General features: G+C 62.7%; 26 protein-coding genes, 1 tRNA gene and 2 pseudogenes. 19 read left to right on the top strand and 10 right to left on the bottom strand.

The genetic code is table 11. The features are described from left to right. Positions 1-5 precede the first annotated feature (5 nt). Positions 6-542 carry an Hsp20/alpha crystallin family protein gene (locus C446_RS17555; RefSeq protein WP_006674486.1) on the bottom strand — a complete coding sequence of 179 codons (537 nt, stop codon included), beginning with the start codon at positions 540-542 and terminating at the stop codon, positions 6-8. Positions 543-688: 146 nt separating this feature from the next. Between C446_RS17555 and C446_RS17550 the strand changes: the two genes are divergently transcribed. The 6 genes from C446_RS17550 (at position 689) to C446_RS17530 (ending at position 5,833) form a co-directional block, all read left to right on the top strand. Further along, positions 689-1,369, top strand: a complete 681-nt coding sequence (locus C446_RS17550) for a type 1 glutamine amidotransferase domain-containing protein (RefSeq protein ID WP_006674485.1) — start codon at positions 689-691, stop codon at positions 1,367-1,369. Positions 1,370-1,455: 86 nt separating this feature from the next. Beyond that, the gene (locus C446_RS19445) at positions 1,456-1,623 is read left to right on the top strand and encodes a hypothetical protein (RefSeq protein WP_006674484.1); all 168 of its coding nucleotides are present in this window, start codon (positions 1,456-1,458) and stop codon (positions 1,621-1,623) included. 187 nt (positions 1,624-1,810) lie between these two features. After that, entirely contained in the window at positions 1,811-2,023 is a 213-nt protein-coding gene (locus C446_RS17545) for a hypothetical protein (protein WP_006674483.1), read from the top strand. A gap of 153 nt (positions 2,024-2,176) precedes the next feature. Beyond that, the gene (locus tag C446_RS17540) at positions 2,177-2,680 is read left to right on the top strand and encodes an RNA-binding protein (protein WP_006674482.1); all 504 of its coding nucleotides are present in this window, start codon (positions 2,177-2,179) and stop codon (positions 2,678-2,680) included. Between the two features lie 125 nt (positions 2,681-2,805). Continuing rightward, complete coding sequence (locus tag C446_RS17535; protein WP_006674481.1) at positions 2,806-3,951, top strand: SPFH domain-containing protein; 1,146 nt, start codon at positions 2,806-2,808, stop codon at positions 3,949-3,951. Positions 3,952-4,057: 106 nt separating this feature from the next. After that, positions 4,058-5,833: a YcaO-like family protein gene (locus C446_RS17530; protein WP_006674480.1), complete on the top strand. Its 1,776-nt coding sequence runs from the start codon at positions 4,058-4,060 to the stop codon at positions 5,831-5,833. Between the two features lie 131 nt (positions 5,834-5,964). Here the strand turns inward: C446_RS17530 and C446_RS17525 are convergent, their stop codons facing one another. After that, a complete protein-coding gene (locus C446_RS17525; protein ID WP_083861167.1) occupies positions 5,965-6,489 on the bottom strand; it encodes a hypothetical protein in 525 nt (174 codons plus the stop codon). Positions 6,490-6,604: 115 nt separating this feature from the next. On the opposite strand from C446_RS17525, the gene C446_RS17520 reads away from it, so the two are divergent. Continuing rightward, complete coding sequence (locus C446_RS17520; RefSeq protein ID WP_006674478.1) at positions 6,605-7,090, top strand: cupin domain-containing protein; 486 nt, start codon at positions 6,605-6,607, stop codon at positions 7,088-7,090. 129 nt (positions 7,091-7,219) lie between these two features. Here C446_RS17520 and guaB read toward each other — a convergent pair whose 3' ends face one another. Next, positions 7,220-8,722 (bottom strand): IMP dehydrogenase, encoded by a 1,503-nt coding sequence (gene guaB / locus C446_RS17515; RefSeq protein WP_006674477.1) that lies wholly within the window; start codon positions 8,720-8,722, stop codon positions 7,220-7,222. Positions 8,723-9,149: 427 nt separating this feature from the next. On the opposite strand from guaB, the gene C446_RS17510 reads away from it, so the two are divergent. From C446_RS17510 to C446_RS17490, 7 genes are all read left to right on the top strand, one after another. Further along, complete coding sequence (locus C446_RS17510) at positions 9,150-10,316, top strand: DUF5794 domain-containing protein (RefSeq protein WP_006674476.1); 1,167 nt, start codon at positions 9,150-9,152, stop codon at positions 10,314-10,316. Between the two features lie 51 nt (positions 10,317-10,367). Beyond that, positions 10,368-10,541 (top strand) — tRNA-Trp (locus tag C446_RS19000). Positions 10,542-10,600: 59 nt separating this feature from the next. Then, entirely contained in the window at positions 10,601-10,843 is a 243-nt protein-coding gene (locus C446_RS20175) for a DUF7563 family protein (protein WP_083861166.1), read from the top strand. Then, positions 10,836-11,114 (top strand): hypothetical protein, encoded by a 279-nt coding sequence (locus tag C446_RS17505; RefSeq protein WP_006674475.1) that lies wholly within the window; start codon positions 10,836-10,838, stop codon positions 11,112-11,114. The genes C446_RS20175 and C446_RS17505 overlap by 8 nt, the downstream gene beginning before the upstream one ends. After that, a complete protein-coding gene (locus C446_RS17500; protein WP_006674474.1) occupies positions 11,111-11,479 on the top strand; it encodes a hypothetical protein in 369 nt (122 codons plus the stop codon). The genes C446_RS17505 and C446_RS17500 overlap by 4 nt, the downstream gene beginning before the upstream one ends. Then, positions 11,469-11,672: a sigma factor-like helix-turn-helix DNA-binding protein gene (locus tag C446_RS17495; RefSeq protein ID WP_006674473.1), complete on the top strand. Its 204-nt coding sequence runs from the start codon at positions 11,469-11,471 to the stop codon at positions 11,670-11,672. Before C446_RS17500 ends, C446_RS17495 begins: the two co-directional genes overlap by 11 nt. 112 nt (positions 11,673-11,784) lie before the next feature. Continuing rightward, on the top strand, positions 11,785-13,437 hold the full coding sequence (locus tag C446_RS17490) for a winged helix-turn-helix domain-containing protein (RefSeq protein WP_006674471.1): 1,653 nt from the start codon (positions 11,785-11,787) through the stop codon (positions 13,435-13,437). Positions 13,438-13,891: 454 nt separating this feature from the next. On the opposite strand, the pseudogene hjc reads toward C446_RS17490, so the two are convergent. Continuing rightward, a pseudogene (hjc, locus tag C446_RS18315) lies at positions 13,892-14,287 on the bottom strand (Holliday junction resolvase Hjc); the annotation flags it as partial. Between the two features lie 305 nt (positions 14,288-14,592). On the opposite strand from hjc, the gene C446_RS17480 reads away from it, so the two are divergent. From C446_RS17480 to C446_RS20850, 3 genes and pseudogenes are all read left to right on the top strand, one after another. Beyond that, entirely contained in the window at positions 14,593-14,847 is a 255-nt protein-coding gene (locus C446_RS17480; protein ID WP_006674469.1) for a DUF7692 domain-containing protein, read from the top strand. Between the two features lie 165 nt (positions 14,848-15,012). Continuing rightward, a complete protein-coding gene (locus C446_RS17475) occupies positions 15,013-15,993 on the top strand; it encodes a PD-(D/E)XK nuclease family protein (protein ID WP_006674468.1) in 981 nt (326 codons plus the stop codon). A 98-nt stretch (positions 15,994-16,091) separates the two neighbouring features. Then, positions 16,092-16,190: pseudogene (locus C446_RS20850) on the top strand (DUF7692 domain-containing protein); the annotation flags it as partial. A gap of 62 nt (positions 16,191-16,252) precedes the next feature. Here the strand turns inward: C446_RS20850 and C446_RS17470 are convergent. After that, positions 16,253-17,053: a hypothetical protein gene (locus C446_RS17470; RefSeq protein ID WP_006674467.1), complete on the bottom strand. Its 801-nt coding sequence runs from the start codon at positions 17,051-17,053 to the stop codon at positions 16,253-16,255. Between the two features lie 338 nt (positions 17,054-17,391). On the opposite strand from C446_RS17470, the gene C446_RS17465 reads away from it, so the two are divergent. Beyond that, complete coding sequence (locus tag C446_RS17465; RefSeq protein WP_049920336.1) at positions 17,392-17,832, top strand: type IV pilin; 441 nt, start codon at positions 17,392-17,394, stop codon at positions 17,830-17,832. 33 nt (positions 17,833-17,865) lie between these two features. Continuing rightward, the gene (locus C446_RS17460; protein WP_006674465.1) at positions 17,866-18,297 is read left to right on the top strand and encodes a type IV pilin; all 432 of its coding nucleotides are present in this window, start codon (positions 17,866-17,868) and stop codon (positions 18,295-18,297) included. Between the two features lie 566 nt (positions 18,298-18,863). Here the strand turns inward: C446_RS17460 and C446_RS17450 are convergent. The 5 genes from C446_RS17450 to C446_RS17430 all read right to left on the bottom strand — a co-directional run. After that, positions 18,864-19,247 (bottom strand): hypothetical protein, encoded by a 384-nt coding sequence (locus C446_RS17450; RefSeq protein ID WP_049920341.1) that lies wholly within the window; start codon positions 19,245-19,247, stop codon positions 18,864-18,866. Positions 19,248-19,401: 154 nt separating this feature from the next. Then, complete coding sequence (locus tag C446_RS17445) at positions 19,402-20,580, bottom strand: P-loop NTPase family protein (protein WP_049920340.1); 1,179 nt, start codon at positions 20,578-20,580, stop codon at positions 19,402-19,404. 41 nt (positions 20,581-20,621) lie between these two features. Next, positions 20,622-21,437, bottom strand: a complete 816-nt coding sequence (locus tag C446_RS17440) for a hypothetical protein (RefSeq protein WP_006674461.1) — start codon at positions 21,435-21,437, stop codon at positions 20,622-20,624. After that, positions 21,434-22,138 (bottom strand): hypothetical protein, encoded by a 705-nt coding sequence (locus tag C446_RS17435; protein WP_083861164.1) that lies wholly within the window; start codon positions 22,136-22,138, stop codon positions 21,434-21,436. The genes C446_RS17440 and C446_RS17435 overlap by 4 nt, the downstream gene beginning before the upstream one ends. A 3-nt stretch (positions 22,139-22,141) precedes the next feature. Then, a partial coding sequence (locus C446_RS17430; RefSeq protein WP_152419477.1) for an outer membrane protein assembly factor BamB family protein occupies positions 22,142-22,802 on the bottom strand: 661 nt, incomplete at its 5' end.

Raw genomic sequence — 22,802 nt, 5'->3', positions numbered from 1 at the left:
GTTCGTCACTCGCTGTCGAGGTCGCTCGGGGTCGGCTCGTCGGGTTCGTACTTCGGCAGTTGGACGGTGAGGACGCCATCGACAAGCGTCGCCGAGGCGGCCTCGACCACGATCGGTTCTGGCAGCCGAACGCAACGGACGAACGAGCGAATCGTCCGTTCCCGTCGTAGATAGCGGCGATCGGTCGCTCCGTTCGGTCCGCTCGTGCCGTCATCGCGAGAAGCGGTCCCCTCGGGAGCGCCGCTTCGGTCGCCGTTGATCGTCACGCGTCCGGGCTCGAGTCGCACCGTCAGCTCCGCGCGCTCGTAACCCGGAACGTCGACGGTGAGGACGAACGCCGCGCCGATGTCGACGAGGTCGAGTTTCGTGCGCCGCCGGCCGGGCGACAGGTCGAGCCGGCTTCGGTCGTCGATCGTTCGCAGGCAGGTCCGGACTGCGTCTTCGAGTCGGCGTCCGAGGCGGGGACGCTCGCTCGAGGGCGCATCGCCGTTTGGCTCGATGTCGGCTCCGTCGCCGTCCGGCCCGTTGGAGCGCGTCGGCATGGTCACGACGACGGTACGGGCCCGTGCCGGAAAAAGACGGGTCCGATCGTGGAGACGGTCGGCGGCTCGAACAGGTTAATTCCCGGGAAGGCGGCAGAACCGAGGCCAGGGCCGGACGTTTTTAGCGTCCTCGACGTAACGGGGGTATGAGTTCCGCACTGTTCGTCGTCAGCGAGGAAGGCTACTGGGGAGAGGAATGTATCGAACCGCTCGAGACGCTCTCGGATGCGGGTATCGAGATTACGGTCGCGACGCCGTCGGGAGGCCCGCCGGAGATCGACGAACAGTCGATCGACCCCGACGAGGTGGGCGAGGAGACCGCCGAGCACGTTCGCGAGGTTCACGAGACGGACGACCGGCTGAACGATCCGATCCCGACGGCCCGAGCCGACGCCGAGCCCTACGACGCTGTCGTCTTCCCCGGGGGCCACGGCACCGAGTGGGACATCAACCAGGACAGCGACGCTCGGCGGTTGCTCCGAGACGCCGTCGAGGGGGAAGACGGGAAAGCGCTCGTCGTCTGTCACGCCGTCGGCATCCTCGCGTTCGCCCGGGACAGCCACGGTGCGTTCCTCGTCAACGGCCGGGACGTGACCGGCTTCCCCAACGAGTGGGAGGAGGGGATCGTCGACGAGAACGACTGCATGCCCAACGGCCGGAAGCTCCCCTACTGGGTCGAAGACGAGGTCGTGGCCGCCGGAGGCAACTGGGACGCCGAACTCGACAGCGACACCAGCGTCACCGTCGATGGGGACCTGCTCACTGCACGCGGCCCCGGGTCCTCGGCGGCGGCGGCCGAAACGCTGCTTGAGGAACTCGAGAGTTGACTGGATCGCCACGGGAGAACGGTAGGTCTCCTCACACGTCCGTTTCGGACCGAGTCAGTTATAGACGCTGCTCCCCGAGGGGTCGTGTGGTCCCTGCCGAACCGAACTCGCCCCGGACGCTACAGAGTCGCAGCTACCGCATCACCGTCGACGAGGGACGGGATTCGTTCTACGCGCTCAGCATCGAGGACGCCGACAGCGAGGACGCGTGGCTCATGTCCGACACCGTCGTCGCGCTCGAGAACATGCGATAGCGTCGATTCTGTGTTCGTCGTCGCGCTTTGCTCGCACCCTCGACAGCGAGCGGAAGGGGACACCACGACCAAGGCCTCGGGCACCGTCGAGGAGACCGACGTGAGGAGTCCGCTACGACCGGCATCGGCTGTAGTCGACGATGCGCGAATCAGTCCCTTTTTACGAGACGCCGGGGAAGTATCGGCCATGAGCTTCGAGGAAGACGATCAGGTCGTTCTGCACGACGAACACAGCGAGTTCGACGGAGAGACCGGCACGATCACCCAGACGATGGAATCGATGTTCGGCGACGTCACCTACACCGTCAGCTTCGAGGACGGACAGGAAGCCGGCGTCCCCGAGGACTCTCTCGAGGCTGCCGACGAGGACGAAAGCGAAGACGAAGACGCCGACGAGTAACGACAGCCGGCACGACGGATCGACGATCCGTCTGACTGCCGACTATCCGACCGGCTGACTGGCCGGAGCCGACGATCGGGGACAGGACGAGACGGAAACAAAACCGATCTCGCCGACCGATCCTCGAGTTCGAACCGACGCTACGACACGCAGATGCCACAGATTCCGCTTCACTACGTCGATTTACGGACGTTCTGTTACGCGACCGAGGACGAAAAGCGCGTCGAGGAGGCGCTGCGGACGTTCCTTCCCGGCGACGGGGACGCCGACAGCGCCGGTGACGGCGACGGAGAGAGCGATAGCGCTACCGATAGCGGGGAATCGTTCCCCATCGAACGCACCGAGAGCGAGGGTCACTACGGTGATCGCATCCTCGTGCTCTCGGCCCGCGTAGAGAACGCCGACGACGTACGACACGTCCTCTCGCGGCTCGCCGATTTAGAGGGGTTCGATCGCCTGATCGACGAACTCGACGACCGAGTCACCGAGAACACCGAACTCTTCTTGCGACTCGACAAACAGGCCGCCTTCGGCGGCGACGTCCGGCTCGGCGAGGGGATCACCTTCCGCGGGAAAGTCGAGGCCTATCCGGCGAAAAAGGAGCAGGCCGTCGACAACGCCGAGGAAGTCCTCGAGCGGCTGCGTGACGACGAGTGACGCTCGAGTCGCCCCGACCGATTTCTCCCGGGCGCGACGACACGGTGTCGAAGAGACGTTGCTGAGGGGGAGTTTCGACCCCGTTACGGCCAAGAGTTATTCGTTTCGCGGACGTACCATGCATGATGGACACATACACATTCGTCCCACTACAGGTCGACCTCGGCGATCCGCTTTTGTTCGTCGGCGGATTGGTACTCGTCGTCGTCCTCGCGACCGTCTGGTCGATGGTCGAAATCGTGGACGCGTACGATCGAGCCGCACTCACCGTCTTCGGGGAGTACCGCAAGCTCCTCGAGCCCGGACTGAACATCGTCCCACCGTTCGTCTCCCGGATTTACACGTTCGACATGCGAACGCAGACGATCGACGTACCGAGCCAGGAAGCGATCACCCGCGACAACTCCCCCGTGACTGCCGACGCGGTCGTCTACATCCGCGTGATGAACGCCAAACGCGCGTTCCTCGAGGTCGACGACTACCAGCGAGCGGTGTCGAACCTCGCACAGACCACCCTGCGTGCGGTGATCGGCGACATGGAACTGGACGACACCCTCTCCCGACGGGAGATGATCAACGAGCGAATCCGTACCGAGCTCGACGAACCCACCGACGAGTGGGGGATTCGCGTGGAAAGCGTCGAGGTCCGCGAAGTGACACCGTCCCGTGACGTCAAGGGTGCGATGGAGCAACAGACCTCCGCCGAGCGGAAACGCCGTGCGATGATCCTCGAGGCACAGGGAGAACGTCGCAGTGCGATCGAGAAGGCCGAAGGACAGAAACAGTCCAACATCATCCGCGCCCAGGGTGAGAAACAGAGCCAGATCCTGGAAGCGCAGGGTGATTCGATTTCGACCGTGCTCCGCGCTCGCTCCGCCGAATCGATGGGCGAGCGAGCGGTCATCGACAAGGGAATGGAGACGCTCGAAGAGATCGGCCGGAGCGACTCGACGACCTTCGTCCTCCCACAGGAGCTGTCCTCGATGGTCGGGCGCTACGGCAAGCACCTCACCGGGAGCGACGTCGCCCAGGAGGACGGGCAACTCGAGAGTCTCGAGTTCGACGAGGAAACGCGCGAGCTGATCGGGCTCGACGACATCAGCGAAATCATCGGCGAGATCGAAGACGCCGAGGTGGACGTCGAGGCGATGGAACAGGAGGCCCAGGCGATCAAGGAAGGAGAAGATATGTCGGCGGAGGGCGGTGACGCCATCGATATCGCGGAGACACGCCAGGGCACTGAGCCGGACGCCGACTCGGGATCGAACTGAATCGGCGGACGAACCACGCGAATCTGGTTCTGCCATCCCCGGATCGACGGCCCTCTCGCCGGGATCGAGCGCGGCTCTTTTGCCCCCTCCGGGTGACCGTTCGGGTATGCAAGTCCACGTCGTCGGCGACGATCCGGTCCGATCGGCCGTCGTCGCCGCGCTCGGTGACGTCGACGTCACGGTCGAAGAAGCCACCCCCGACGAGTTGCGCGACGCGCGGTTCGCGGTCGTCGGTGCCGTCGCGGGAAGCGAAACCTTCGAGCGGGCAACCGAGGCGACGCGAGCGGGCTCGACGCCCTGGATCGCCGTCGAAATCGGCGGCGTCGGCGGCCACCCCATAGCGTCCGTCGACGCGTCGGTAGCCGGGTTCGCGCCGGGCTCGGGAACGGGTTGTTTCGACTGTCTGCGTGCCCGCGTCGCCTCCCACGTCGACGAGCCGGCTGCGAGCCCACAGGCCGACCGCAGCGCGGCCCGGCTCGCCGGCGCGATCGCCGGCCGGGAGTGTGTCCGTGTGTTCTCCGGCGACGAGCGTTCTATCATCGGCAGCGTCGTCGAACTCCCGCACCGTCGCCGTCGTTTCTTGCCGGTCCCTGGCTGTGACTGTGGCGGCAAACGGGACCGAACCCTCGAGCGCGACGACGACTCGCTCGCGCTCGAGACCGCAGTCGAACGCGCCGACGGAGCGATCGACGACCGGGTTGGCATCGTCGAGACGATCGGCGAGATCGAATCGTTCCCAGCGCCATACTACCTCGCGACGACCGCCGACACGACCGTCTATAGCGACGCGGACGCGCCGAGCCAGGCCGCCGGTGTCGCCGACGACTGGAACGCCGCGCTGATGAAAGCCGTCGGCGAGGGACTCGAGCGCTACTGTGCCGGCGTCTACCGCGACGAGGACTTCGTTACGGCAAGCGAAACCGACCTCGAGAACGCCGTCGCTCCGACGGCGCTCGTCCGGCCAGCGGATGCACCCGACTACGACTCGAGCGAGGAGTACCGCTGGGTACCCGGCGAGAACCTCGATACCGGCGACACGGCCCACCTGCCGGCTGCGGCGGTCCAGTTCCCACAGCCGGGACCGCGGCTCGTTCCCGCGATTACGACCGGACTGGGCCTGGGGTCGTCCACAGTCGATGCCCTCCTCTCTGGACTGACCGAGGTGATCGAACGGGACGCGACGATGCTCGCGTGGTACTCCACGTTCGAGCCGCTGGAACTGTCCGTCGACGACGAGCGCTTCGACGCCCTTGAGCGACGTGCCCGCAGTGAGGGGCTGTCGGTGACGCCCTTGCTCGTCACCCAGGACATCGACGTTCCAGTGGTGGCGGTTGCCGTCCACCGCGACCCCGGCCGCGACCCCGGCCACGAGGTCGGCGTCGAACCAGGCGGAGAGAACTGGCCCGCGTTCGCCGCCGGCTCCGCGGCCGGACTGGACGCGACAGCAGCAGCAGCCTCCGCACTCGAGGAGGCACTCCAGAACTGGATGGAACTGCGGAACCTCGGCCCCGACGACGTCGGCGAGGCGTCGGGTGCGATCGGGGAGTACGCTTCCTTCCCCGAACGTGTCCGGGAGTTCGTCACCGTCGCGGACGAGCGAACGGTACCCGCAGCGAGCGTCGGCCCCGACTCGGTGCCGTCGGGCGTAGACCGGCTCGACGCGATCGTCGATCGCGTCACCGACGCCGGGCTGACTCCCTACGCAACCCGGCTGACGACCCGCGATATCGAGTCGATCGGGTTCGAGGCAGTGCGAGTCGTCGTTCCCGGCGCACAACCGCTCTTTACGGGGGAGCCGTACTTCGGCGACCGTGCTCGGACGGTTCCCGCGGAACTCGGGTTCGAACCTCGACTCGAGCGGGCGTTCCATCCGTACCCGTAGCGACTTCTAGCGTCGGGCAACGACAGGCGAGAGCGACTCGAGTCCGGAACCGAGCGTCGTTCGTCGACGGGAGCTGTCGGTCACGGAACTGGAGACAGGAAAACGAGCGTCGGCTCCAGTGGCGAGCGAAATCAGTCCCCGCCGCTGGAATCGGCCGAGTCGTTCGACTCCGGCGAACTCTCGCCGTCGCCGTCGAACTCGTCGTCCCTCCCGTCGGTGACGTTGCCGTCGGCCGAAATTGCCTCGACGGACTCGTTTCCGTCCGCCCCATCGCCCCGTCTGACATCGACGATCAGGTCGTCGTCGCGGACGTAGACGTTCAGGTGTTCCGTCTCCGGGGTGATCGACACTTCCCTGACTTCCACCTGCTCTTGGCCCTCGTACTTGACGATCCGGAACCGCTGGTCGACCCGCTCGAGGTGGTGGGGCATCGCACGCTCGTCCGGCGTGATCGAGAAACTCTCGTCGTAGGTCTGTCGTCCCGTGTCCGTCTCTCGGGCCTCGAGACGCAGGTTGTACGAGGACCTTCCCTCGTTGACGACCTCGATCGGGACGACTCCCTGGAAGTCGAAGTGCTCCTGGACGCCCTCGAGACAGCCGGCGAGGCCGGCCACCGCGGCGACGCCCGCAGTTCGAAGTACCGTACGGCGATTCACGAACTGGACTGAGGGCCGGACGAACGTAGTCGTTACCCTTCGGCTCGTTGGCCTATCGCCCGACGGTCGTCAACGACCACCAATCCCTTTCGTCGTGGGGCGAGAACGCTTCCCTATGGAGAAGGTCACGATCGACGATGTCGAAACGCAGCCGAACCCGATGGACGTCCACTCGATCAGACGGCCGATCTCGGCCGCACTCGGTTGTACCGACTTCGCGATGAACTACTTCGAACTCGAGCCCGGCGAATCGTTCTCCGGCGGGTACCACACCCACCACGATCAGGAGGAGGTCTTCTACGTACAGACGGGAACGGCGACGTTCGATACCGAAGACGGCGAGGTCAGCGTCGACGCCGGCGAGGTGATCCGGTTCGCGCCCGGCGAGTTCCAGCACGGGTACAACGATCCGGACGCTACCGATCCCGTCGTCGGCTTCGCTTTCGGCGCACCGGGCCCACGGCACGACTGGGACGAGATCGAATCGATCGTGTACTGCCAGCACTGCGACCAGGAACGAGGCCACGGACTCGAGTTGACCGACGACGGCGCGTTCGAGATGACGTGCAACGAGTGTGAGACGGCCTTTACGATCGGGTAAGGGCCACATCCACACACTCTCCACTCTCGAGAAACGCGAGAGGGAAACGGACGGCAACGGAGCACGACACCGTTAGCCGAAACGGGTCGCTTCACGCTCTGTGAGGAGGCGAGCCGGTTCCGACGCCGATCAGCTATCGTCCGGCGAGTAGTTTGGCGCTTCGTCGGTGATGACGACGTCGTGGGCGTGGCTCTCGGCCTGACCCGCCGAGGAGACGCGGACGAACTCGCTGCGGTCTTTGAACTCGGGGATCGTCTCGGCACCGACGTAGCCCATACCGGACTGCATCCCGCCGGCGAGCTGGTGGAGTTCGGACTTGAGGGTGCCCTTGTACGGCGTCGCGGCCTCGACCCCTTCGGGGACGTAGTCTTCCTCCTCGTCGGGCTCGTCTTTGAGGTAGCGGTCGCTGTCGCCGGATTTCATCGCTCCGACCGAACCCATGCCGCGGTACTGCTTGTACTTCTTGCCGTTCATCGTGACGACGCGGCCCGGAGCCTCGTCGGTACCGGCGAAGTACGAGCCGAGCATGACGGCGTCGGCACCGGCGGCGACCGCCTTGATGGCGTCGCCGGAGTAACGGATGCCGCCGTCCGCGATGACCGGAACGTCTTCCTGACTGGCAACGTCGGCGACTTGCGCGACCGCGGTGATCTGGGGCATTCCGGCACCGGAGACGACGCGGGTGGTACAGATCGAACCCGGGCCGATACCGACCTTGATCCCGTCGGCGAAGTCGACGAGTTCCTGGGCGGCCTCGCGGGTACCGACGTTGCCGACGACGACGTCTGCCTCCACGGTTTCCTTGATCTCGCGTGCGCCCTCGATGACGTTCCGATTGTGGGCGTGTGCGGTGTCGATAAAGAGGATATCCGCGCCGGCTTCGTCGGCCGCCTCGGCACGGTCGTCCTCGAAGGGGCTGACCGCGACGCCGAGCCGGAGCCGTCCCTCCTCGTCGCGGACGGCCTCCTTGTACTCACGACGCTGGAGGATACCCTGCATCGTGACCAGACCAACGAGCAGGTTCTCGTCGTCGACGACCGGGACACGTTCGATCTTGTGCTCGTACATCAGGTCGAACGCGTCGCGGGGATCGACGCCTTCATCGACCGTGATGACCTCGTCAGTCATCGCTTCCGTGACGGGATCGTCCTCGTTGACCTCGAGGTGCGGACGGATGTCGGTACTCGAGATGATTCCCAGTACCTCGCCGCGCGTGTTGACGACGGGCGCGCCGCCGACGCCCTCGCGGGCCATCAGGTTGTCGACCTCACGGACCGACATCTCGGGATCGGCGGTGACGACGTTCTCGGCGGGGATGACGAGTTCGTCGGCACTTTTGACGCGTTCGATCTCCTCGACCATCTCGTCGATGTTCATGTTGCGATGGAGGACGCCGAGGCCACCGTGGCGGGCCATCGCGATGGCCATCTCGCTTTCCGTAACGGTGTCCATCGCCGCCGAGAGGATCGGGACCGACACCTCGACGTTCGTGGAGACTTGCGAGGTGAGATCCGCGTCGTCCGGTTCGACCCGGCTCTCTTTCGGTCGAAGGAGGACGTCGTCGAACGTTAGCGCTTCCGGTACCTGCAGTTTCGAAGAATAGGGCTCGTGCTCTGGAACGTCGTTCGCCATGTAAACCGTCCGAACCCGCCGGCAAAAAACGTTGCGAGATGCGATCGACTGTGAACGGTCCGCACGGTCGTCGTGACGGGAAATCCCGGCGATACGAGGCAGATTCGTACATCACGAGCCGGATGTGGTGGCTAGTGTCGCAGACCAAATGTATCGTGAAACGCCGTCTCACACAACGTTTATGGACAATCCGCTCGTGCATCTGGATATGCACGCTGTGAGTTCCAGCGAAGCCCGAATCGGTGGTCGGATGAGTGCCGTCTCCGCCTCCAACTTTAAATTCGGGAATATGAAACTCACAGCACGAGGCCTTACACGGACGAACTGGTGGCCAATTCTCCGATCCTGCCCCCAGATTCCCCACTATCAACGTGATCGTCCGTCACATCACCCGTCGGCCTCGGGTCATGGCCATCGACCCTAAGAAATGAGCGCCTCCGAACATCCGGTTGCACTCCGTCTCGAGTCATTAGTCGGTGGTAACGCCAAGTTGCTCGCCCTCGTGATGATGCTCCCGCTGATCGACGGGGTCTTCCCGGCCCTGATCCTGGCGGGAGCCCTGGACGACCCGCTGGGTGCGATCCAGGTCGGCCTGCTGATCTTCGGCGGCAGCGCAACGGTCGCGGTCATCCTCGCGGAGATGACCGGGACGCCCCGCGAGCAGGCTGCCGTCGTGTTGCTCGTGGGCATCCCGCTGATCCTGCTGTCGGCGATTCAGGCCGCGCTGGCACCCGCCATCGAAAGCGTCGTCAACATCGTCATCTTCGAGCGGTTCGCCGCGCTGGTGATCCTGGCTATCGCCGCGAAGACCGCCAGCGCGACGATCGGCGAGTATCTGCCCAGTCCCGGCGTCATCATCGGTCTCGGGCTGGTCGCGAGCATCGACATCAACGGCGCGAGCCTCGTCCTGATGGACGACCCCATGCTGGTGGCAAACTCCGTGCTCGCCGCGGTGGTCGGCGTCGCCTTCGCCCTCGGCGTCGCGCTGGGCGGCCCCTACCTGCGCGAGTACATGGACCTCGATCGGTTCCGGTTCGGCAGCGCCGTCGCGTTGGGCCTGCTGCCTATCGCACTGGTCGCCGACACCTTCGGTCAGGCACCGCTGGCGGCCCTGATCGTCGCCGCCATCTTCGCCATCGACCCGCCTCTCGAGCGCCCGGAGGACGAAGACGACGAGTCGTTCGCCCCCGCGGTCGGAACGGGGCCGCTGGCGGACGGCGGTAGCTGGGGGCCAGGCTCCGGCACGACGGCGAGTTCCGAGAGCGACTCTGGGTCTGCGGACGATCGATCCGGCACAGCCGCAAGTTCGAGTGCGAATGCGAGTGCGAGCGCGATCAGGCCCCCGAACACGGTCGGGAACGCGGACACGCACGACGACCTCGAGACCGACGGCTCCGGCAAGCGGTCGGCGACCCCGACCGGGTCGGACCCCGGCACGGCGACTGCCAGCGATCGGCTCGCGGACTCGAGTGACGATTCGGATGCGGTTGGGGACGATGAACGCGGAGACGACGGTGGAACCGAGAGTGAGGACGAGGACGCCTACCCGGGCGACGATACCACGGACACGGCGGGCCGGGCCCCGTGGCTGTAGCGTATCGCGAATCGAAACCACTTTAGGGAAAACCCCCCTACGAAGAAGCGAGGGGTTGTGGCCAAGCCAGGCATGGCGACTGACTCCAGAGGCACGCGCCCGGGACGACACTCCAGACTGATATACTGATCGGACGCCTGATCAGCGTCCGTGTGATGACCCTCTGGAGTTCCGAGGCGCACCGGAGATATCAGTCGATCGGGGGTTCAAATCCCTCCGACCCCATATGAAATAAAAGGCGAGAAACGGTTTTTCTCGCCTTCTCGACATTGTTCTCGTAGGGGGTGGTCTGCGTGACGATCGCCCCGTGGCCGTCGGCCGGTACTGGTTCGACGTGTCTGCATTGCGGAGCCCACGTCACCGACCAATTCTGCCGCGTCTACGGCGATAATCGCGACCGCGCCCATCGCTGTCCCGACTGCGATTCGTACCGACGGATGACCCGCGGGTCCGCAGCTGGGAAAGCCGTCGAGATACCGGACCCAGAGACCGCCGAGGGTCGTCACGGAGGTGAGGCCGATGTCTGAGCGGGTTGATCCGCGTGATCTGCCGGGCGGGTACTCGCCGGCATTTATCGAGACTCGCGACGGCCTGGTGTACGTCGCGGACGCGACCGTTCGCGAGACCGGCTGGCTCGAATTCACCGAGTGGTCCGGTACGTCCGGGTTGCTCCCACCGCGGGAGTGTGGGAAGGTCAAGTTCGTCGCGACCGAGCGGTACGAGGATCAACTGAAACGCCGCGTTGCGGACACGGATCGCCTCGAGCAGGCCCTTCCCGATACGGGGTTGAATCGATGAGTCGGACCGGACTAGGGCGGTTCGGCGTGATGCCGCCGACGATCGTCCGCGAACCAACCCGCGATAGCGACGACATTCCGATTTGCCCCGAGTGCGGGCATCCCGTCGCGAACTCGAAGGGGTCGCAGCGAATCGAGAAACCGGACCTCGTGAACGTCGTCCTCGCGGCGTCATTCGACGAACTCGTGACGTTCGGCTGGTCGTGCGATCGTCACCCCTACGAGGTCGTGATGCCGATGCGAGCCGGCGGTTCCGATGCCGGCGCAATGATCGATGGGTGGACCGGCGTTGAACTTCGGTTCACCGATGAGCACGTGCGTCACGTGCCGGTTCCGGAACGGGAGGTGAGCGAGCATGTCCAGTGAGCAGGCAACGCTCGTGGACTTCGAGCCGGACCTCTCAGCGCTTACAGACGCCGAGCGAGAGGCGTACCGCGCCTGTCGGATCGAAGGAACCGGCGTTCGCGAGTACGCTCGCGAAACGGAGCGACGGCCGGGCACGATTGGGAACCTGCTCGCCCGAGCTGAGGCGAAACTCGAGAACGGGGGTCAACGATGAGCCGGCTCGTCGAGGATGACGAGTGCGAGCGTTGCGGGGATCGCGTCGGTGCGCTTCGTCGACTCTGTAGCGACTGCACGCGGGACGTTCGTGACGCCCGGGAGGGTCCGCTGTGAGCGTCGACGCCGCCGATGACCCGGTGCAATTCGATGACGTAACCGGGTCGGAAGCCGATACGTTCCCCCGCCCACGAGCCCACGGCGCTGCGGTGATGAATCACTTCGCCGATGTCGACGATCCCCAGGCCGATCGCGGTGACGAACGCGGCACGCTGTACGATCGCTCGCTGTCCTACTGGCGCGAGCATGTTGGCGATCGCGACCTCGAGCCACACATCGCGGTCGAAGACTTCGACGCTGACTGGCTTCCAGACGGTGACTACGCCCTGGTGCTCACGTCCTCGCGCTGGAAAGCCGGTACCGGCCGCGGTGACGACTACCGGGCGTACTACGAGCAACACCTGAAACTCCGCGAGTGGGGGCCGGAAGACGACGACGGTGAACGCCCGCTTCGGAAGCCGCCGCTGGCGTTGCATGTCGAGATCATGCCCCAGTTCCGGGATATGGTGTACCAGAGCGGTGATCCTCTCGAGTGTCCCTACGGCGAGGGAACCCGGCTGCTCGCCTGGACGACGTGGGCCGAAGATCCCTTCGAGATCGAGCGCCGGATGTACGATGCACTCCGTGCGGTCTACGGCACCGACGCGGTGGACCTTGACGATCGCGTCGACGACGCCCGACGCATTTCGAAAGCCGAGGCGCACATTCGGTTCGATATCGACAAGAAGGGCACAGCTGTCGAAACGCTCGAACAGTCGAAAGCGCTCATCGACTGGGGCGGCCACTCGGAGATCGAGGCTCACCAGCAGCGGAAAAAAGAGGGCTGGTTAGAGGCGCTCGTCGAGAGCGACCGCTGGCACCTGCTCGGCTTCGAACCCCAGCGATACAGCACCGAGGTGAAGATCTATCAGGCGAACCAGTGGCACAAGAAACCCCGGAGTGACCCGCTCCACCACCCGAAACTCGAAGCCTCGTACGCGGGTGTCGACCACGGTGAACTCCCGCACGTCAGCGAGTGGGACGATCTACTTGATCACCTGCGGTCGGTCGTCGCAACGCACGCACGATGGGCTGGGATCGAGCGCTCGGATCTCGTCGAAGACGATTTCTTCGATGGGCCGGCATCGCCACCGTGGAAGTTCGAGCGACCGACAGGCCGCCGCGAGATGCTTCGAGAGCGGTACGAGGACTTGGCGACGGATATCTATCGGGAAGCGCTGAAGGAGTCGACCACGGCCGTCTACGACATCCTGCGGGTAATCGCCGAGAACGATGGCGCGACCTACGACGTCCTGGAAGACCGCACCGGACTCGCGAGATCGACGATTCGGTACCATGTTCGGCGACTCGCCGAGACTGGGGTCGTCTCACGCGAAGGGAATCCCGTGATGGTGTTTTTCGTTTCTCAGGTCGTCCTCGAGCGAGCCCGCGAGATTCTCCGCGAAGTCCACCCGGACGACACACCCGAGCAACAGACAGAACGCGCCGAGGAGCGGCGTAAGCAGCGCGAGAGTGACGGCGACCAAGTGGACGCGGACGACGAAGACGGCGACGAGACCGACAGCGAGACCGAGACGATCGGCTTCGAGTACCTCGAACGATTGGGGGCATCGATCCACGATGTAGCGTTCCTCCTGGAACGCGAGCAACTCGACGATCGCGACGTTCGGGTACGCGCTGACGAACTCCCGCCGCCGTTACAGTAATCTCGGCGGCCGGGTTCGAGTCGGCGGATAGCTACAGCATTCGCGGTTTCGCGTTTCTTTCGCCTGTTCTCACCCGTTTCAGAACTATCCTGCTCGATACACTCGTTTTCTGAGCGGAGTTTCACTTTCACCAGGGTGTTAACGAACTGACCCAGCGAGTTTTCGGCCAGTTTCGCGGATTGTATCGAAGATCTGAACACACGAACCACGCGTTCTGTGGGCTGAAATACGGCAGTTAAGCGGTTGCCGCGGGTATCGGGGTTGCCGGGAACCCCTACGGTAGGTGCCCCTAAGGGGGCAGGGTAATTGCGCGGCGCGCAGAGCGCGCGCCGCGCTCGCGAAAAATTGGGCCGGCCGATTCGAGACGGTAGAGCGGCCCTGCCCCACTGGTAGGATGGGCCGGGACCTCGATAACCTGCCTTGCCGAATCCGCTTAGAAGGGGTTACGTTTATTTTGAGATTTGAGGCAAAGTTCTTCAAAACTACTCCCATGCTCAACCGCCGTTTCACGCTTCACTCGATAGTTACCACCGTTAGTAACGTGAAGGTCCGCTGGATGAAAGAAGAACCAATCTTCATAATCGAAACGAATTCCGATTCGAGGTCTGGCACCAAATCTTTGAGAAAAGTATACTAAATCCTCAACCTCTGATCCTGTCAAGTAGATTGTGCCGTCGTTTCTGGCTTTTGCTTCAATTGCGTACTGCTGGGATCCATTTCCAGCAAGAACGTCTGGCAATGGACGCTGGGTTCCTCCTCCAGATTTTGGTACTCGTGTAGCAGCATAACCGGACTGGTCAAATAGATTAACGAGTTCGCGCTCTCGTTCGTAACCTTTTGTTTGAGACATACCAATACAACGTGTTTAAAAATAATAAGCAATATGGTACCGGAGTGAAAGTGAAATGTAGAAAAGGACGATTTCAGAGAGCATTCCCCGTTTCTCACCCCTCCCCCCAGGGGTTGCACGTCGACGAAATCCATTTCCCGAATATGCACACGAGCCGAGCAGCCCCGTGTGCATATTGCTCGCCGATCGGCGCGACGAACCCACCGACTCCTCTGACAGAGTGACAGAACCACCCCCGTTTTGGGCTGAATGGGCCGGTCCAGTGAGTCGAAAAAACTAGGATTTTGGGGGTCGTGTGTACGAGCATGCGAATCCGAACCGACGGCGACTACGCATACCGGGAAGACGCGATCAAGCGAGCAGCGGACTTCTACGACTGCAACAAGACGAAAGCCGTGGTGAGCGCCTGCGAGGACGTGCCCCGCTTAGTTGCAGCTGCCCGCCAGGTCCTCGAGCGGGACGACCTCACTCACGAGCAGCGCGAAGAGATCGCCGAAACGCTCTCGACGAGAGTGACGACTTTCGAGGTCGAGAGAAACGTAACCGTCGAGCGGGAGTAGTCACCGGAATTCCAGAAACGACGTCCGACAGAATCGTTCCGTCACCGGGACGATCGCGTTCCCGTCCTGGACGCTCGAGTTAGTAGTCTCCCTCCGGGATGGGCTGGGCCAGTAGATCGAAGCGTGACCCGCAGGTCTTTGACGGATGCCGCCTACACTTCTGATATGCCATTCAGTGTCTCCTGGCATACGCTTCTCGACGAACTCGACGACCTACCGGGAGGGGCCACCCTGATCACGCCGCTGTCGCACAAGCGGTTTCAGGTGACCGACGTTCAGGAGCAACGAGTCGTCATCGAATTTCTCGACCGCGATATCGACGAAACGCGGCCGCTCCAGCGCGAGCAGTTCGAAACCCTGTTCCGACGGATCACTGAGGAGCCGGGCGGATTCGAACTCGACAGACTCCCGGCTGACGCCGACCCGTATCCTGCCGTCCTCAGTCTTCACCCGCGATTCGAGATCGACGAGGACCGAGGCGTAATCGTCGAGAAAGAGGGGCCGACCACCAGCCAGCTACTCGATGCAGAACCCGAATCAGAGAGCGACGAGCAAGAACGAACCGAGCCGGACGTAGACGTCTACGCGGATGCACTTCTTCTCGTCGACGCCCTCGAGCGACACGATGTGACGACCCTCGAGGAGGTGGACACCGACGCGCTGGTGAACATCTATACCCTCCTTTCGGACGTTCAGCGTAACGCGAACGATCTCCGACAGGATGTCGCCGACGTTCTCCTCAACCGACTCCATCACGATCGGCCTGTAAGCGGTCCGTTTGGGTCGGTCCAGCGGACGAGCCGTCAGAACCGCACCCTCAAAGACGAAGAAGTGGTTGTGGAAACGCTCGAGGACGCCGGAATCGATCGCGAGCGGATCCTGGGCGTAGACCGTTCGAAGGTCGATGAAGCACTCGAGGTCACGGAAGTAGCCGAAAGTGACGTGTACGAGATCGAGACATCCGAATACGTCCGGAAAGCGGACGTGGATGAAGAACGCAAGGAGACGCGACTCCAGGGTCTCAAAGATCAGCTTGCGGCTTCGGAAGAGGAAGGAGCCGAAGAGCTACGCGAAGAGATCGAAGACCTGGAAGCGCGTATCGACGAACTCACGAGTTTCCGAACCGGCGCAGAAGTCAGCGACTGATGGGGAGACCTCAGAACACGTCCCCGATCGAGATCTTCGCCTGCTGGGTTCCGCGGTGATCGCCGCCCCGTGCCACCTGAGTAGTGGGAAGTTGAGGCGACCTCTCTCACGAGCAGCGCGAGGAGATCGCCGAGACGCTCTCGACTCGACTCACGAACTTCGAGGTCGAGAGGTCCGTAACTGTCGAGCGAGAATAGCAACGTTGCTTTTCGCTCAAAGTGCCGACAGTACCCCGGAAACGATCAATGTGGCCCAACGCTCAACGAATACTTCCGAGGTTCCGGGCTGCCTCGGCTGAGATCGTCACGGATTCTTCGCCGGCGCGGACCGGTGCCCCGGCGACCGATTCGATCAATGCCGCGAGTTCCTGGCGGTACTCCGGCGGGCGTTCCTCGACGATCTGGATCGAATCACTTGTCGTATCCGGCGCGCCCCGGTTGGCGAGATAGGAGTGGACAAACGTCTCGCGGGTGTCGTCCGGTGCGCCCTCGAGGTAGGCGGGCAGCGAGAAGTCGTCGATCTCGCTTTTCTTCCCCAGCGGAGCGCCCAGGACGTGGAGGACGCGCCCAAGGATTGCTCCGTCCGCGCCGGGACGAACGACCGGGCCACGAACGTCGTCCGGGTCGTCCTCGTGGACCGTGTGACCGACGCCGGCCAACTCGAGGGCGTCGATCGCGTGTGAACGATAGCCGCGTTCATTCAGGACGAACGTCGGTTGCCAGTTCGGGAGAATTGATCCACCGGAGTAGACGTTCGCGACGAGGGCGTTCAGCGCCGTGAACTGCTCGTCGTCGTAGCCGACCTCGAGCCACCCGCGCTCCCGAGCGCGGCGAATTCCTTCTACGACGTTGGGCGTCTTGCCGTCGTCCCACGACCGGACGCGGCCGCGGGGCAGCTCGAGGGCGTTCGCCGTCGCGACGTAGCCCTTGTCCGGGTGGTCGGCCTGGTACGCGACGACGCGGCGGTACTGCTGGACGATCTTGTAGGCGTCGTCGTAGGTGCCGCCATCGTAGGTGCCAGCGAGGTCGCGCTCGGTGACGAACCGGTCGTCGTCGGTCATTGGACTGTCTTCAGCACGCGAAACTCATGTCGGTTCCGGACTGTTGGCTGAAACACCGAATCGCAAGACGGCGTGTCTTCAAGACGGTGCTGTAACGGTTCTACGCCCGCCTGATTCTCAGATGTGAAACCGTCAGTGACTGTCGTTTTCACCAATGAGATACACTATGGGGTAAATATATGTACCCGTAGTCAACTGGTTGTTACCAGCACCAAAATCGGACGGCGGGACGGGTGCGACGGGTGGTCATGCCTGAATCCCAATCCCCGCGCAGGATGTGGGTACCCTGCGTGGGGTGTTAGTCCTTCCGGCCCGAGTGAAAGTGGTGCTGTGTAAACATGTTCGACGCAACAAAAATCCGCGACAAACTAGTTGGATCGGAAGAGGAACGTGCAGTAAGCCCGGTGATCGGGGTCATCCTGATGGTTGCCATTACCGTCATTTTGGCTGCTGTGATCGCCGCGTTCGTGCTGGACATCGGAGGAGGACTTGACGAGCAGCCACAGGCGGGTGTCGATATCGACGGTGACGGAACTACTGATGTTACGGTCACCCTCACTGACACAGGCAACTCCGACGGCGTTGCCATTGTTGACGACACCGGTGAAGTCTATTCGGACGACCTTGACGCCACAGGAGCGCAAGTTAATATCGACGACAGCGACGACGGTGATTACACTGTCCAAGCGTACTTTGGCGAAGTGAGTTCCGGTGAGGATATCGATGACGCGGCCCAAGCAAACGCAATTATTGGCGACTTCACCGTAGAGGATGCGTAAACAATGTTTGATGGCAAACAACTTCGAAACAAGATGATTGGATCGGACGATGAGCGTGCTGTCTCCCCGGTGATCGGGGTTATCCTGATGGTCGCCATTACTGTCATTCTGGCGGCCGTGATTGCCGCGTTCGTGCTGGACATCGGAGGCGGACTCGAAGAAGATCCACGAGCAGGAATATCTATTGAAGGGGACAATACCGATTCAGTGACTGTAACTGTGACCGATCTCGGAAATGCTGATGGTGTTGCGCTCGTTGATGATGATGGGAATGTTGTTACAGACACTGAGCTTGCGAGTGGTAATGCAGATGATGCAACTATTGAATCCACAGGAGCGTCATCAGAAATAGACGAGACAGGCTCCTACACAGCTCAGGCGTACTTCGGAAGCGTTAGCGATGGCGACACGATCGACGATTCTGCCAGCGCTAACTCCATCGTTGGAGATTTCGAAGTAGTCTAACAGGTTTTCCTCTTTTACTTCTTATTTTAGTCTATTACGAGATTGATAGTCCAGTCAGTATCACATTCCCGATTGTCTTTATACACTGGTCCAACACTCGAGAATCTGGTCGCGATTTCGGTTTAAGTTCCTTTTTGTTATGTATCCTGCCCTGTGTTTTCGATGATACCGTTGACACCTAGTTGGATTGCATCGACATCACTCGAGCGCTGTAGATAACCGCGCCGGCGCCACAACCGTACGGTTTCGCATACCCGTTGGTGATGATGAGAAGCCAGTTCACTGTATCGCCGCCGACACGGTCGAAAACCCACCGTAAGAGGCGGGTCGGTGCTGTGATTGGGGCCGCTTCGACGGCGGCCCGGCCGTAAGACCGTATTACCCGCCTCGAGTCGCACGACACACGCTCGAGGTGCCTATGCTCGAACGCCTGCCGCTGCAACACGACTCGAGGTACCAGAATCGTCGTCTTCAGGACTCTTGAACATTCGGAGTGCTAACCCAAGGTGAGGTCGAAAAGGAGTGATCGCCGACACGACGAGACAGCATGGCACTTCTAAAACATCTCAGAATACATCGCTAATTGGGATCTTTGCTTGTTCAGTACCGCGGTGATCACCGCCGCCGTGCCACCGGAGCAGCGGGAGATCGCACGCTCGCACCATCTTGTCTTTGACGATCGTCAATCCCGATCGGCCGTGGGGCCGGTAGACGACGAAGCAGTACCAGCCGTCCGCGCGCCGGAGTTTGTCGTGATATTCCCGGTAGACCTTGAAATTCCCTGGCTGGCCGTCCGAATGCTCGAGCATGGTGCTCTTGATCTCGACGGGAGTGCCGTTCCCAAATCGGGCGTCGTGCCAACTGGCCCGCTCGAGGTCGAACCGTCGCTTCTTCGCCATCCGCTTTTCGCAGATCGTGCCGAAGTGGTTGGCACGCTTCGAGCGATTCACGCGAACCACGCGCGTCGCGCGCCGCTATATATACTCCTCCGCCGGGCTGCGCTCGAGCGTGGCGGTGGGCCGAGGCGTCGCGGCCCTGGCGGGCCGCGCCGCCCATACGTAAAGGGGGGTCGGTTGCGGTTTACAGGTTGACACCCCGACGCCGTCATGCAATCACCTGCTCGACGGTGTTAACCCAGTTTGCCTTCTCGCCGCCTTCATCGATCTCTTTCCACCAGTTCGAGACGGTAGCATGGCTGTAGGGAACGAACTCGGCGGTTTCGCGGGCCGACATGCCCTGGCGTCGACACTCTTCCATCGTCCAGGCGGCCACTCGCTTCACGTCCTCCTCGGCGATCGGGTCGTCTTCTTTGTCGTCGCTGCTCGGCGCTTCCCAGCTCCAGTCGGCTTCGTCCTTCGTGTTGAAGTTCCAGTCCGTCGGCGGGATGCCCTCGAGCGGGCGCGGGTCGACGTCCTGGAGCTTTCCACCGGAAACCCGGTCTGCGACGATCGCCCGCTTCTTGGATTTCTTCTTGATGATCGTGCCGACCCGCCACAGCATCGGGTGGATCGACGATTCACCGTGTGCGATGTAGATGAGCGCACCTCCGTACTTCCGGATCTTGTAGACCAGCGGCCCCATCTTCTGGCGGACCTTGTGGCCGTCTTCGCCCGTCCCAGAAGCGTTGCTCGAGAACTCGTCACCGATGAACAGCTTCGGCTGCTGGGGGTTGTCGACGGGATCGCCGTCCTGCTGGACCCACTCCTCGAGGAGCGGGTAGTGGGGAATCCAGCCGTCCTCGACGCTGCCGTCGTCGCGGACCCACCGATCGATCCGGTCCAGCGTGCGGATGTTGCTCCCGACGAGGAGATCGCCGTCGACCCACCGCTCGCGAAGTTGCCCACACAGCCCAGCGAAGTCGGTCTTTCCTGCGCCCATCTCGCCCAAGATGACGATCACCGGCGCGGGTCCGGCGACGATCTCCTGGAGGCGAGTCACCGCTTTGATCCCTGCGAGATCAGCCTCCTGCGATGGATCGCCGATGTAGTGTTTCAGGGTGAGCGTGTCCCCGTTCTCGAGGGCGTTGCGAGCGGTTTCGCTACCGCTGGCTTTCAGGATGTCGCGGTTCTTGCCCACGGCCATGTAGTCTTTCGCGGCCTTGCCGTCCCAGCGGTCGACGTCGTGGTGAATCGCGCGCATCGCGAGCTGGCGATCGACCTGTTCGTCTCGAACGAATCCCGAGTGCTGGAGCACCTCGTCGGGATCGCGCTCGAGGTTGCCGTCCTGGAACTCGCGAAAGCCGCCGACGGTGTAGTTGTCCTGTTCCCGGCCGCCGTCGGTCATCAGTCGCTTGCCGTTCTTCCGGTACTCCGTTCGCTTGTCGTTCATCGTTCAGACCCTCCATCGGTTGCTGCTGCTTGCTGTGCCTGTTCTCGAGTCGCGGGCGGGCCGCTCGTCGTCTCGATGCCATGCTCGGTAGCGTAGTCCTCGACGAAGCCGGTGATGTCCTCGATCCCGTCCGTCGCGTTCTTGTCAGCGTCGTCGCGCGCGCTCTCGAATCGGTTCTTCACCGAGGTTTTCGGATTCATCAACCCGCGCTCGTCGGCCTGCGCTTCCTCGTTGATCACGTCCTTCTGGATCTGGAGCCCCATCTTGCTGATCCGGCCCCGAAGTCGGTTTGCCGCCAGGTACTCTTCTACGAGGTCGCCGTGGATGTCCTCGAGCATGGCCTTCACCGTCACCAGCTTCGAGTCGGCAAGCTGGCTGAAGTAACAGCCGCGGACCACCAGCGTCTCGGTGTCGTCGTGCCAGTCGAACTCCCGGACTTCGAACGCCTCACCGTCGTTGACCGGGTATGGGCTTGGGCCTTCGATCGTCTTGTTTTCCCAGACGCCCGGTTCGACGTAATACTTCTCTCGCACGTCTTTGACGCCGTTGATGTGGTGAACCGGAACCATGCGGCGGTTTCGGAGCTTCCGCGCGCCCGTGATGAATAGCGAAAGCAGCGGCGGGCCGAGTAAGAGCATCGCCGCGAACCAGCCGTAGACGATCGGCGGAACGCCGGGCAGCGAGGGTCGAATCCAGATCAACGCCGCGCCGAGCGAGAACAGCACGGCCAGGACGACCAACTGTCCCTCGGCCGCGATGTACGTGAATCGATCCGACCAACTGCCGAACGTGCCGCTGGTATCGCCACTCATGCCTTGTTCACCCCGGTCTCCTCCGTGCGGACGACGTACCAGCCACCGACAGCGGCCAGCAGCGTCGTCATGGCGACACCGGAGAACAACCCGCTGGTGCCGCCGAAGTGCCGGAACGGATCTTCCGCGGCTTCCGTTCCGGTGCTGATGTACGGCCCGCGTTCCTCCTGCATCGATAGCTCCGTTGCGAACGACAGCGCCACGCCGTCGTCCTCGCCCGCGAACGTCGGCACGTAGACGACGTTTTCGCCTTCATCGAGGTCTTCACGCATCGTCCGATACTCGCCTTCGCCTTCCTCCCAGTCGGCGCTCTCGGCCATCGTCACCGTCGTCGGGTTCTCTGCGTAGATGTCCACCACGAACTGGCCGTCTCGAAACTCCCAGTCGGTGATGTACGTCTCGGAGTCGATCGCCACCGTGTAGTTCGCCGGGCCGTCGTCCTCGATCTCCGGTGTGTCCTCGAGCCACTCGCCGACGCGATCGCGTTGCGATTCGTTCAGCTGCTCGAGTTGCTCGTCGGTCGCCCACTCCTGGACCGTCTCGACCTGAACGGAGCTCGCATTCTCCGGGTCGGTTCGATCGATAATCGAATGGAGTTCGTCGTCGGGGTCGTCCTCCGCCGCGATCGTGCCGACGCCCATACCCATCGCGATCGCGATAGCCAGGGCTGCCACCACGAAAAATGAAAAAGTCCGGTTCATGGCTCAGTCACCCAGGAACGGTACGAAGTCGGTGACGATCCCGGCGATCACCGTCACGACTCCCATGATGATCACCAGCCCGGCGATCGCGCCGGTCGGGTTGTCCATCCAGTCGCCCGGATCGACGCCGGGGAGTGTGACGCCGTCGTCGTCCGGTGCCCACTCTTCTTCAATTCGGTACTCGTGAGTGTGCTCCATGTACTCCATGAACTCGGTGGAGTCGGCGGTGTTGTACTCCGGTCGGCCCCAGTCGCCGGGGTCGGTCTCCTCGATCTCCTCGCCGTCGGAATCCGTCATCTCTTGGACAGTCAGCAGCCCCGAAAGTTGCTTTTCGCGGCCATCAGCAGCATCGTAGAACGTCGTGTCTCCGACTATACCGTCTACTTCTCCGACCGGACGGAATCCGAGTCCGCCGCCGCCGTCGAACTCGGTATGCCACTGTTCAGTACCGTCGTCAGGGTCGAGCGCCACGACACCATCAGCAACATTCACAACAAAAGCCGAGTCGTCAGGCAACAAGGCTGCTTGCCTCGGAGCCTCGTAATCGACGGACCACACTTCATCATATGAGTCGAGGTCGTAGGCAGTAACAGTGCCGTCGTCCACAGTCGCCAGCAGCATACCGTTATATACCCTGTTGCACGCTTTCGAAATTAGGGCCAAA

It is taken from the genome of Halobiforma nitratireducens JCM 10879 (assembly GCF_000337895.1).
GTDB lineage: Archaea > Halobacteriota > Halobacteria > Halobacteriales > Natrialbaceae > Natronobacterium > Natronobacterium nitratireducens.
The sequence above is the reverse complement of the archived record's forward strand: the minus strand, read 5'-3'. Positions and strand labels throughout refer to the sequence as shown.